Raw genomic sequence first — 12,887 nt, 5'->3', positions numbered from 1 at the left:
ATTATTTACCAAATCGTTCTGGTCGATTAGCATCGCCTAAGAACTCGTGACGCAACGCTTGTAAAATACGTTCAGATGCTTTGCCATCACCATAAGGGTTAACGGAATTTGACATTGTCTTATAGGCTGCTTCACTGTGTAATAGCTCATAAGCAGCTTCATATACCGCGTCTTTATCAGTACCTACAAGGCGAACTGTACCAGCATCTACAGCCTCTGGTCGTTCAGTAGTATCGCGCAATACGAGAACTGGTTTACCAAGAGCAGGAGCCTCTTCTTGAATCCCACCAGAATCTGTAAGAATTAAGTAAGACTTAGCCATCAAGTTTGCAAATGGCTCATAATCTAGAGGATCGATGAGCGTTACGCGATCCACCTCGCCTAATTCCTCTTGAACCACTTGACGAACCTTAGGGTTTTTATGCACTGGGAATACCACTTGAATATCATCAAAATCATTCAATAAATCACGAATGGCTTGATACACATGGCGCATAGGTTCACCAAGGTTTTCACGACGATGTGTGGTAACAAGAACTGTACGCTTATTTGGATCCAGTGCATTAATAGCCGCATCATCAAAGACATAATTATCTTTTACCGTTGTATCTAGTGCATCAATTACAGTATTACCAGTAACATAAAGGTGATCAGTATTAATATTTTCTCGTTTTAAATTCGCTTCAGAACTAGCGGTAGGTGCAAAATGATATGTTGCCAAAGACCCTGTTAATTTGCGGTTCATCTCTTCTGGGAATGGAGAGTAAATATCACCTGTACGAAGGCCTGCCTCCACATGACCTACTGGGATTTCTTGGTAAAAGGATGCCAACGCACCTGCAAAGGTTGTTGTCGTATCACCATGAACGAGTACTACATCAGGTTTTGCTTCTTCTAAAACGGATTTTAATCCCATCAATGCACGATTTGTCACATCGTACAACGTTTGACCTTGGCTCATGATATTCAAATCATAATCAGGCGTAATGTCAAACAGGCGCAACACTTGATCGAGCATATCTCTATGTTGTGCTGTTACAGTTACAATTGGCTCCATATCTGGTGCCGCTTCTAAGGCTTTTACTAGCGGAGCCATTTTGATTGCCTCTGGTCTTGTACCAAAGATAGTCATTACTTTCAACATTTACTCATCCTCCACAGAGTCTAATAAAAAAGGGGCGCATTGCGCCCCTACATTGGTTACTCTTTTTTAGAGTCATCATCTGAATGCTCTAATGCTTTTGCCAATTCTTTGCGATCAAACGAAATAGTTTCATCTAAATCGCTACGTTCAATTGTAGGGCGTGGTAAGGGATGTCCCGCCGCATCACTATGTGTAATAACACCCAAGCGACGAGCCACATAGATACTACATAGGAAAATGGCTAAGACTAGTACGCAACCAATCCAAGCATTAACCTCTGCAACGATAACCGAAACACCACCGAAGAGAGCGGTAACGGCATACATCATCAATACTGCTTGTTTTTGAGATAAGCCTTGTGCCAATAAACGATGGTGTACATGACCTTTATCTGGTTTAAAGATAGGTCGTCCACTAATCTTACGACGTACGATAGCAAACAATGTATCTAATATAGGTAAACCAAGAACGATAGCTGGAACAACTAAAGCAATGGTAGCTGCCGTTTTCACGGCACCCATAACAGATATAGCTGCTAAGGTATAGCCGAGGAGCATCGAACCGGTATCCCCCATGAATATCTTGGCGGGATTAAAATTGTACCTCAAGAAACCGACCGTAGCACCTGCAAGAGCCAATGCGATACAAGCTAAATCAATTTGACCTAATTGTAATGTCATCGCACATACGGCAATACAAGCGATAAAGGAAATCCCTGCTGCCAAGCCATCAAGCCCATCGATTAGATTGACAATATTGGTAAATCCTACAATCCAGAATATGGTCAACGGAATGGCCCAATACTTTAAATAAACTACACCACCCCAAGGGAGGTTGATAAAGTCTACGCGAATATCATAGGCCACAAGAATGGCAGCAGCAATAATTTGCCCCATCAATTTCGTCTTCGGCTCAATTTGTCGAATATCGTCCCAAATACCAACAAGTACTAGAATAACAGTCCCCAATACGAAGCCGAATAATTTATGGTCATGAGGAATACTATTGTTAAATAACACAGATCCCATATAACCAAGGAAAATAGCCAATCCACCAAGACGGGGAATAGCACCATGATGCACTTTACGAGCATCAGGTTTATCAATGGCCCCTACGGCAACAGCAAATCGCTTAACCAAGGGGGTTAGTGCAAAGGTTATGACGAGAGCCAACACAAAGGCCCACACATAATCAGGCACATACTCACTCATAAGTACACCTCCAACAACTCGAATTCAACAGATTCGAGGTTTCAACTTAGTTTGTTAAGCTGCGAATAGGTGCTGGAATACGACCGCCACGAGCAATAAACTCAGCTGCGCTGTATGGACTTACTTCAATAATTGGAGCATAGCCAAGAAGGCCGCCAAATTCAACAACTTCACCAACTGTTTTACCAGGAACTGGGATAACGCGTACAGCTGTTGTTTTATTATTAATCATGCCGATAGCAGATTCGTCGGCGATAATAGCAGAGATTGTATCTGCTGTTGTGTCGCCAGGAATAGCAATCATATCGAGACCTACGGAACATACACAAGTCATAGCTTCTAATTTATCAAGGGATAGACTACCGCAAGATACAGCATCAATCATGCCTGCATCTTCAGAAACCGGAATGAAAGCACCACTTAAACCGCCTACGTGAGAGGATGCCATAAGACCACCTTTTTTCACCGCATCGTTTAACAATGCTAATGCTGCTGTAGTGCCATGACAACCACAAGAAGATAAGCCCATTTCTTCAAGTACATGAGCTACGGAGTCACCTACTGCAGGCGTTGGTGCCAAGGACAAGTCGATGATACCAAATGGTTTACCAAGGCGACGAGATGCCTCTTGTGCTACCAATTGACCAACGCGTGTAATTTTGAACGCCGTACGTTTAATAGTTTCGGCCACAACGTCAAATGGTTCACCACGCACTGCTTCAAGAGCATGTTTTACAACACCTGGGCCAGATACACCTACGGAAATAGCGCTATCACCTTCGGTTACACCGAAGAAAGCACCTGCCATAAATGGATTATCTTCTACAGGATTACAGAAAATAACGAGCTTAGCACAACCAAGTGCATCATTATCTTTAGTAAGGTCAGCCGTCTTTTTAACGATAATGCCCATATCACGAACTGCATCCATGTTGATACCTGTTTTAGTGGAACCAACACCAACAGAACTACAAACGATGTCTGTTGTGGCTAACGCTTCAGGAATAGAATCGATAAGAATACGGTCAGCTTTAGTCTCACCTTTCGTAACGAGTGCAGAAAAACCACCGATAAAATTAACACCCACAGTTTTGGCTGCGCGGTCAAGCGCTTCTGCAATTGGTACATAAGATCTTAAATCACTGCCACCAGCCACTAAGGAAATCGGTGTTACAGAAATACGTTTATTGATGATAGGCACACCAAATTCACGCTCAATGTCCTCACCGGTTTTAACCAAATGTTCAGCTTCTTTTGTAATACGGTCATAAATGCGATTGCAGAGTTCTTTACCAGAGCTAGATGCACATTCTAACAAGCTAATGCCCATTGTAATGGTACGCACATCGAGCTTGTTATCATGAATCATCTGATTCGTTTCAAGAATATTGTCAATAGATAACATGTGCGCCTCCCTATCCTACGCGGTGCATACTAAGGAAAATATCAGCATGTTGCGCACGAATTTCTACGCCTAATGTTTTACCTAGTTCGGATAAAGCATCTTGAATGGATGTTAAATCTTTTACGTCGTTAGTTTCGGTTTCACACATCATAATCATATTAAACAAACCATCTAAAATCGTCTGATTAATAGATAAGATATTTACTTTATGGTCTGCCAAAATACTGCTGACACCAGCAATGATACCTACACGGTCGACACCAACTACGGTAACTACTAATTTCATACAATCACCTTTTCTGACTCACTACAAACTATGTACATGAAAATTCATTCATTCTATAAACCATATTAATATATTATATCACATATATCATATTAAGAGCGTGAAAACTTTATGAGAATGCTCATTCGGTCTCTATGGTGCCATTTAATGCAGCATTGACAATTTCCTCACCTGCAGTGAGTAGTGCCACAAGACCTAAATCGCCTTTGTAACTTTCACCATAAATTTTGTATAAATCTTCTGTACCAGATGGTCTAGCTACGAACCACCCTTTATCAGTTTCTACGCGTACACCATCGATTGGCATATCATTATACAATGATGTGGTACGAATATTCGTGATGGGATCACCATCAACAGTAGTGGCAGTAATTAATTCAGCACTCATTTGTTTTAGGATTTGTTTTTGCTCTTTTTTGCATGGTGCATCAATACGGCCAAAACTTGGATTTCCAAACTCCTCAACAAATTCGTCAGCCATTTTAAGTTCAGATTTTCCCATAACGGCCATGATTTCCATACTTAACAAAGCCATAATCATACCATCTTTATCGGTAGTCCAAACAGTGCCATCCTTTTTCAAGAAGGAAGCGCCCGCACTTTCTTCACCACCTATGCCAATGGCTCCATCAAATAAAAGCTGTGAAAAATATTTAAAACCCACAGGTACTTCAAATACAGGAGTTTCAGCATCAGCAGCCCATTTATCAATCATCGTAGTGCATACAACAGTCTTACCAACACCCTTATTTTTCCATCCCCGCGTGGTAAATAAATAGCTAGCTGCTAATGTCAAAAATATATTAGCCGATATAAGCCCACTGGACACGACAATGCCATAGCGATCATAATCAGGATCATTACCAACTGCTAAATCAAAATCCCCGATTCGATTAATAACCGAAGCCATCACATAAGTGGAAGAACAGTCCATACGAACTTTGCCATCATGGTCATAGGTCATAAAACTAAAGGTCGGATCATAATCATCATGAATGATAGTTAAATCAAGACCATATCGTTCCTTGATAGCATTCCAATAGCTGGCGCCGCTACCACCTAATGTGTCCACCAATACCTTTGGACCGGCCTCTTTAATGGCCTCCATATTAATAACATCGCCTAATTCTTCCACATATAAGCCTTTATAGTCATATGGCACTTGTGCACTAGGTTCGATATTATCTATGCTAATGCGCTTAAAGTCCTCGCTTTCACAATAGGCAGTCAAATACTCGTTGGCACGCATCTCAATCCATTTTGTCACCACCGTATCAGCAGGACCACCGATAATCGTATTATATTTAATGCCCCCATTATCAGGCGGGTTGTGAGACGGTGTAATAATGATACCGTCCGCCTTATCGTCATGCTCTTCATTGTATCGAATAATAGCGCGTGATACAGAAGGTGTTGGAACGAAAGCCATATCACAATCTACCATAGCTGTAACGCCATTACCAGCTAATACCTCAAGCACGGTCACAAGTGCGGGCTGAGATAATGCATGCGTATCTTGGCCTACGAATATAGGACCAGTAGCACCAAATTGTTTACGACCATCACAAATGGCTTGTGTAATAGCCGCCACATGAAGGTCTGTAAATGTACCATCTACGGAGGTACCACGATGGCCAGATGTACCGAATGAAACCAATTGTGTAGGATTTGTCATATCTGGAACATTATCAAAGTACGCATCTACAATGGTCTGTACATCTATAATATCTTGTTCTTGAACAGGTTTTCCTGCTAATGCATGAGCCATGCTAGCCTCCTTATTCTAATCTTTGTGTTCTACATAATGAGCATTATCCTTACATTCTTTGACGAGATTTTCTATCGACGTCGGCACAACAGGTGTAGTGAATCCTTTGCCGATAACCTCTTGTGCATCTGTGATGAGAATGAAAGCCTCATTATCCACTTCTTCTATAACTTCTTTTAATTTATTGACTTGCAGCAAATTAACCGCTACCATTACAATCTGTTTCGGCGTTCTAGTATAAGCACCGATACCATTGATAATCGTCGCACCACGGCCGACCTTACTAATGACCGCATCACAGACCTCATAGGTTCGATAGGTAATGATGAAAGCTACCTTTCGTTGATTAAAACCAATGACGACCTTATTGGTAATAATCGTATATACATACAATGATACGAGTGTAACCGCTACAGCCTCTAAGCCAACCACAAATACAGCAGCTGCTAAGATAGCAGCATTGATGACACTATTAATGGATCCCATTTGAAGTCCATAGTATTTTCGGACAATCAATGCTATCGGATCAAGTCCACCCGTATTACCGCCAACACGATATACCATACCGAGGCCTATCCCCGTTGTAACACCAGCCATCATAGAACTCAATAATGGATCAGAAATGACCATATTGTATTGCAAGAAATCAAAGGCATCTACCATCCAGGACAACATGACGGTACCATACAAGGTATTGACCACCACGCGCTTGCCTAGCCAATGCCAAGCCGCCCAAAATATAGGAATGTTTAAAATCACATTCCATGTACCAACGGAAAGTCCTGTGATGTAATAGAGTATAAGACCAACACCACTAATTCCTGTGCTCACCAATTTGTGCGGTAACACAAACGCATCAAGGCCAGCGCCAAAAATAGCACAGCCAATGGCAACGATTATACATTGGTATACATCATCTTTATATTTAGACCACATATAGGCCTCCCTAAATTGCCATTTCACTATAAATATTCTATAATTAATTAATTGAATATATAGCAGTATCACTATATATTTACATACATATACAGTTTCATCATAAACTACTTAATGTTTATTTTCAATCATTTTTAATCTCATGTACGAATGGTATAGAAATTTGTACAAATCATATGTCGCATCGAGGATTTTATGTCAAAAAGTATCGAACAATTAGGTCATAGTAAAATCAATATTGGCCTTGCTATTACTGGTAAACGCGATGACGGATATCACAATATCGACAGTATATTCCAGTCTATTCGTTTGGCGGACTCCATCTACTTTGCCAAACATCACTCCGTTGTATTCTCCGGTGTAGCACCAGAGTTACCACAATACATTCAAGATCTCATCCCCTATGATGAACGCAATTTAGCATTAAAAGCATTGCGCGAAGTACAAAAGTATACAGGATGTAAGGCAGGCGCCGCTATTCACCTCATGAAACGCGTACCCGCGGCGGCAGGTCTTGGCGGTGGCAGCGCAGATGCAGCAGCGATGCTACTAGGCCTCAATAAGTTTTGGGATTTACGCCTCACCATGGATGAGTTGATGACATTAGGTGCTAAACTCGGCTCCGATGTACCATTCTTATTAAAAGGTGGCACGGCTCGTGGTACAGGTCGCGGAGAAAAACTCGTCTATCATCCATCACCTGAACCTCATTGGCTATTATTGGTAAAACCTGAAATTTCTGTATCCACTGCAGTAGCCTACGGTCGTTATAACGGCCAGTCCAACGCTACATCAGATACAATTACTAATGTATTACACCATTTAGAACAAAATGATATGTATGGGGCTTTCACAAATAGCGCTAATACATTTGAAGAATTATTATTCCCTGATCACGACGAACTGATTACGTGTAAAGAGTTCTTTACGAGCCGTGACTATCCAACCATCATGACCGGCAGTGGCCCTACCATGGTTGTGTTGTTAGAAAAACCGGCTCAAGCATTGTCCTTACAAGAAGAAATCAAAAAAGCTGGTCATAACTGGCTTTCACTAATTACAAAAACCTGCACACAGGAGGAGGTACAATGACAAAACGATTGCAACCTATACGTCTAGATGCCTATAAACCATTAAGCGAAGTAGTGAGTGAAACATTACGCTCAGCCATTCAGGACGGCACCCTTAAACCGGGCGAGCGCCTCATGGAAATTCCTCTCGCCGAAGAACTCGGTGTGAGCAGGACCCCTATCCGCGAAGCTATTCGCAAACTCGAACTTGAGGGATTCGTCGTAATGGTTCCACGTCGCGGTACCTATGTGGCAAATATTTCGTTAAAGGATATTACCCAAGTATTCGAAATCCGTTCCGCCCTTGAAGAATTAGCCGCTGGCCTTGCAGCAGAGCGCATTACAAGCGATGAAATAGAAACGCTAGAACGCATGCTCGTGGAAATCGGCGATCACATGGAAAACAAAGATATGGATAGTGTAGTAGCCGCAGACGTAGCATTTCACGAGGTTCTCTACAAGGCTTCCCGTAATGAACGCTTAGCAGACATCGTCCACAACTTGCGCGAACAAACATACCGATTCCGCAGCTTTTCCATGAACCAACCAGGCCGATTACGCAAAACGTGGGAAGAGCATCGCCTCTTGGTCGAAGCCATCGCATCCCATAACGCGGTACAAGCTCGTAAACTAGCGCGTATCCACATGGAACATTCTGAACAAACCTTATTACAAGGCATGGAGGATGCCAAGTCCTTTAATACAGAGGATATATAATACTAGAACCTCCTAGATGACTGCATACTACACGCATACATAGATATAAATTGTATTTATGTATGCGTGTTTGTTATATTCTATAGAAGAATGTTTCATTTTTTGGTACAATAGATACAAATTTTATAGTGTTATTAAAGAAAGGTGAGTTTTATGGAAGCTCTACTCAATGATGCAGTCTCCACGGTCAATACCTACCTGTGGAACTACTTGATCATCTTTATTCTCATCGGTGCTGGTCTCTTCTTTACGATGACCACTGGTGCCGTCCAAATCCGCATGTTTAAGGAAATGGTTCGCCTTGTCGCCTCTGGCGCTGGTTCTAAAACAGAAAAGAACCATGTATCCTCATTCCAAGCATTCTGCGTTAGTACCGCATCTCGCGTAGGTGTTGGTAACATCGCTGGTATCGCTATCGCCGTTGTACTTGGCGGTCCTGGTGCCGTGTTCTGGATGTGGGTTATCGCCCTTATCGGTGCTGCTACTGGCTTTATTGAAAGTACACTCGCTCAAATTTACAAGGAACCTGTTGCCAAAGGCGGTTTCTACGGTGGTCCTGCCTACTATATCCGCTATGGTCTTAACAACAAATTCCTAGCGGTTTTATTCGCTATTTTAATCAGCATTACCTATGGTTGGATTTACAACTCTGTACAAGCCAACACATTGGCTGCATCCCTTCAAATTTTCAACTTTGATGTAGCCTATACCGGTGTTGTTGTAGCCGTACTTGTCGGTCTTATCATCTTTGGTGGTATCAGCCGCGTTGCCAAAGCATCTGAAATTATCGTTCCAATCATGGCTGTTCTTTACATTGCAACGGCCTTATTCGTAGTCATCTCCAATATCAGCCAATTCCCTCATGTAATCTATACAATCGTTACATCTGCATTTGAACCATCTGCAGCCGGTGGTGGTCTATTAGGTGCTACTGTAATGAACGGTATTAAACGTGGTCTATTCTCCAACGAAGCCGGTGAAGGTTCTGTACCAAACGCAGCTGCAACAGCCGCTGTTAATCACCCTGTAGAACAAGGCCTTGTTCAAGCATTCGGTGTATTCCTTGATACATTTATTATCTGTACAGCATCCGCGTTTATCGTTCTCATGGTTGGCGACTATAGCACAACAGGTCTTACTGGTGTAGCACTTGTGCAACATAACCTAGCTCAAGAGCTCGGTTCCTGGGCACCTACTGCTGTTGCTGTATTCATCGTAATGTTCTCCTTTAGTTCCCTTATCGGTAACTACTATTATGGTGAAATCAACATCAGCCACTTAACAGACAAAAAATATTGTCTCCATTTATTCCGTATTGGCGTAGTCCTAATGACATTCATCGGCTCTATCGCATCCCTTGATCTTGTATGGAACTTAGCCGACTTATTCATGGCGTTCTTAGTGTTAACAAACATTAGCTCCATCGTTCGCATGGGACGTACCGCAGGTCTTGCGCTTGATGATTACATCAAACAACGTAAAGCCGGTATCGATACGCCTGTATTTAACCGTTCCGTTCTTAATCATACATTCGGTATTGTATGGTGGGGCGAAGGCCAAACTACAGATTCCTCTGTACCTGCTACACCTGTAGAAGATACAATCGAAAAATAATATATACCGATTCTTAGGGTCTTTATTCTTTGGAATAAGGACCCTATTTTTTGTGAAAGCACTAACTATTTACAATCATATCCAACTATAGAATATAGTTAACATTGTATGTAGGGTATTCATTCGTCCATGTCGAATACAATAAATAGCAAGATATTTAAACGATCCATTGATTCTGAATTATCAGGAGGACTTTTATATGCAAAACTATAATCCCTATGAAAACATGTTAAACACACTTGATGTAGCGGCCGAAAAGCTTGGCTACACAAGAAATGATTATGAAGTACTACGCCATCCAGAACGGGAACTAAAGGTGTCCGTTCCACTCCAATTAGACAATGGCGAAGTCCGCGTATATGAAGGCTATCGTTGCCAACACTCCACATTGCGTGGCAGTGCCAAGGGCGGTCTTCGTTTTCACCCAGATTCTGATGAAAACGAAGTTCGTGCATTAGCGGCTTGGATGACTATAAAAAATGCTATCGCTAATATCCCTTATGGTGGTGGTAAAGGGGGCATCAAGGTTGATCCTAAAACATTGAACCCTCGCGAATTAGAACGGTTAACGCGTAACTTTGTACGTCGCATTGCACCTATCATCGGCGTTAATACCGACGTTCCTGCTCCAGATGTAAATACAAATGCACAAATCATGAGCTGGATTGTTGACGAATACAGCACATTAAAAGGCGAATGGAGCCCAGGTATCGTTACAGGTAAACCTATCGAAGTAGGCGGCTCCCTAGGCCGTAATGAAGCTACCGGCCGCGGTTGCCTTATCGCATTGCAATGCTATTTAGCTAAAAAAGGCTTAGATATTAAAAACATGACTGTCGCCGTTCAAGGCTTTGGTAATGTAGGGTCCGTTGGTGCTCGCCTCATTGCAGAAGCGGGTGCTAAGGTTGTAGCTATCGGCGACGTAGCTGTTAATCTATACAATCCAAATGGCCTCGATGTTGAAAAAGCTTATGAATATGCTAATTCTCATGGTCGTTCCTTGGTTGGTTACACCGAGCCAGGCATGACTACCATTACCGGTCAAGAATTGTTAGCCCAAGATGTGGACATCCTCTATCTAGCAGCCCTTGAAAATCAACTTAACAAGGACAACATGGAAAATGTACGTGCTAAGATTATCTTAGAAGGTGCTAATGGTCCAACTACAAATGATGCGGATACATACTTCTTTGAAAAAGGCATCGATATTATTCCTGACGTACTTGCTAATGGTGGCGGTGTAGTTGTATCCTACTATGAATGGGTACAAAACAAAGCTGGCTTCTACTGGTCCCTCGAAGAGGTAAATGAACGCCTCACTAGAAATATGCAAAACAGCTTTGAAGCAGTATGGCAAATGCAACAAAAATACAATGTAGCCCCTCGCCTAGCTGCATACATGGTAGCCCTCGAACGACTTGTCATCGAAACAACACTTCGTGGCTACAATTGCTAAGGTTATTCTCCAACAATTTCATATAGTAAAAGGACTGACTTTCCATTGTGAAAGTCAGTCCTTTTATGTTATATGTTATGTAGTTATTTAATGGCGTTCATCAAAGCGGCTACTGTACGGCGAGATGCGAGAGCTTTCACCAATGTAGCACCTACGATGCCGGGGATTGTTTGACCAATCAATAAATTGATCACCAATGCCCAGTACGGAACACCTACGAGTGGGCTAAGCCACAATGGTACGCATAATGCAGGTACTAAGATGATTGGCAGCATCGCCCACCACGCGCTAAGTCCAGCACGGCGCATCAATACGATGATACCAGTCGTCAAAATACCAACACCAAAGCCCCCTACCATATCAAGGATGCCAAGGCCCCCGAACAAGAAATTAGAAATGAGGTTACCTATGCCCATAGGAACGATTAAGAACGGAAAGGCATAAGCAAGTGCATATAAAGATGTCGCTATACGAATTTGGTACGCACCGAAGGAAATTCCTTGGGTTAGATAAATAAGAACAATATACAATGCTACTACCATAGCAGAAATCGTTAATTTTCGTGTAGAAATCATGCACTCACCTCCTTTTCAATAAAAAAGAGCATGGCAAAACTACCATGCTCGAATGTGCTTATGTTTTCCGTAGTTTTGTTTAGAGACAGGATGGTTTCAAACTGTCTTATGTAGTTGTTCGCCGTTTGGCGGTACAATTATATTAGCATACTTTATGAATTACGGCAATGTACTCTTTGCCTGATAGAATTGATTGCTTTCGCACCCGCTCCAGCTAGCTTAACGGTCTTCGGCCGAGGGCCTTGACCTACTAAAGTCGCTCTGCGAAAGCAATCAATTCTACTGCATAACGGTTTATGCTCAATTGCATTCTTTACGTTATGCTAACATTGGTCCGTCAAACGGCGAACGACTAATTTGACGAGTTTTCGGATGAGGGCCTCGACCTACTAAAGCGCTCTGTAGAAGTAGTCAATTCTTTAGCATAACGGTATATGCTCAATTGCATTCTTTACATTATGCTAACATCCGCCCACCAAATGGCGAACATCTAATTTGACGAGTTTTCGGATGAGCACCTTGACCTACTAAAGTCGCTCTGTAGAAGTAGTCAATTCTACTGCATAACGGTTTATGCTCAATTGCATTCTTTACGTTATGCTAACATTGGTCCGTCAAACGGCGAACATCTATTTTGACGAGTCTTCGGGAGAAGGCCTCGACCTACTAAAGCGCTCTGCGAAAGCAATCAATTCTACGGCATAA

General features: G+C 42.2%; 11 protein-coding genes. 4 read left to right on the top strand and 7 right to left on the bottom strand.

Annotation, left to right across the window (positions count from 1 at the left end; all coding sequences use genetic code 11):
• Position 1: 1 nt before the first annotated feature.
• From wecB to HMPREF1477_RS07790, 6 genes are all read right to left on the bottom strand, one after another.
• Positions 2-1,144: a non-hydrolyzing UDP-N-acetylglucosamine 2-epimerase gene (gene wecB / locus HMPREF1477_RS07815; RefSeq protein ID WP_016476480.1), complete on the bottom strand. Its 1,143-nt coding sequence runs from the start codon at positions 1,142-1,144 to the stop codon at positions 2-4.
• Positions 1,145-1,200: 56 nt separating this feature from the next.
• Entirely contained in the window at positions 1,201-2,355 is a 1,155-nt protein-coding gene (locus HMPREF1477_RS07810) for a glycosyltransferase family 4 protein (RefSeq protein WP_016476479.1), read from the bottom strand.
• 46 nt (positions 2,356-2,401) lie between these two features.
• Complete coding sequence (locus HMPREF1477_RS07805; protein ID WP_016476478.1) at positions 2,402-3,760, bottom strand: PFL family protein; 1,359 nt, start codon at positions 3,758-3,760, stop codon at positions 2,402-2,404.
• A 10-nt stretch (positions 3,761-3,770) separates the two neighbouring features.
• Entirely contained in the window at positions 3,771-4,046 is a 276-nt protein-coding gene (locus tag HMPREF1477_RS07800) for an ACT domain-containing protein (RefSeq protein ID WP_016476477.1), read from the bottom strand.
• A 121-nt stretch (positions 4,047-4,167) separates the two neighbouring features.
• Positions 4,168-5,814, bottom strand: a complete 1,647-nt coding sequence (locus HMPREF1477_RS07795; RefSeq protein ID WP_016476476.1) for a phosphoglucomutase — start codon at positions 5,812-5,814, stop codon at positions 4,168-4,170.
• Between the two features lie 15 nt (positions 5,815-5,829).
• Positions 5,830-6,750, bottom strand: coding sequence for a YitT family protein (locus tag HMPREF1477_RS07790; RefSeq protein WP_005377146.1), 921 nt, complete (start codon positions 6,748-6,750; stop codon positions 5,830-5,832).
• A gap of 195 nt (positions 6,751-6,945) precedes the next feature.
• Here HMPREF1477_RS07790 and ispE point away from each other — a divergent pair, with 195 nt between their 5' ends.
• The 4 genes from ispE to HMPREF1477_RS07770 all read left to right on the top strand — a co-directional run bounded on the left by ispE (position 6,946) and on the right by HMPREF1477_RS07770 (position 11,607).
• Complete coding sequence (gene ispE, locus HMPREF1477_RS07785) at positions 6,946-7,842, top strand: 4-(cytidine 5'-diphospho)-2-C-methyl-D-erythritol kinase (protein WP_016476475.1); 897 nt, start codon at positions 6,946-6,948, stop codon at positions 7,840-7,842.
• Entirely contained in the window at positions 7,839-8,537 is a 699-nt protein-coding gene (locus HMPREF1477_RS07780; RefSeq protein WP_005376998.1) for a GntR family transcriptional regulator, read from the top strand. Before ispE ends, HMPREF1477_RS07780 begins: the two co-directional genes overlap by 4 nt.
• Positions 8,538-8,690: 153 nt before the next feature.
• On the top strand, positions 8,691-10,151 hold the full coding sequence (locus tag HMPREF1477_RS07775) for a sodium:alanine symporter family protein (RefSeq protein ID WP_016476474.1): 1,461 nt from the start codon (positions 8,691-8,693) through the stop codon (positions 10,149-10,151).
• 199 nt (positions 10,152-10,350) lie between these two features.
• Entirely contained in the window at positions 10,351-11,607 is a 1,257-nt protein-coding gene (locus HMPREF1477_RS07770) for a Glu/Leu/Phe/Val dehydrogenase (protein ID WP_005381581.1), read from the top strand.
• Between the two features lie 83 nt (positions 11,608-11,690).
• Here the strand turns inward: HMPREF1477_RS07770 and HMPREF1477_RS07765 are convergent, their stop codons facing one another.
• On the bottom strand, positions 11,691-12,182 hold the full coding sequence (locus HMPREF1477_RS07765) for a QueT transporter family protein (protein ID WP_009661691.1): 492 nt from the start codon (positions 12,180-12,182) through the stop codon (positions 11,691-11,693).
• Between the last annotated feature and the right edge of the window lie 705 nt (positions 12,183-12,887).

Source organism: Veillonella sp. HPA0037 (assembly GCF_000411535.1).
Taxonomy (GTDB): Bacteria; Bacillota; Negativicutes; order Veillonellales; family Veillonellaceae; genus Veillonella; species Veillonella atypica.
Note: the sequence above shows the minus strand (reverse complement) of the source record. Positions and strands in the feature narration are given on the sequence as shown.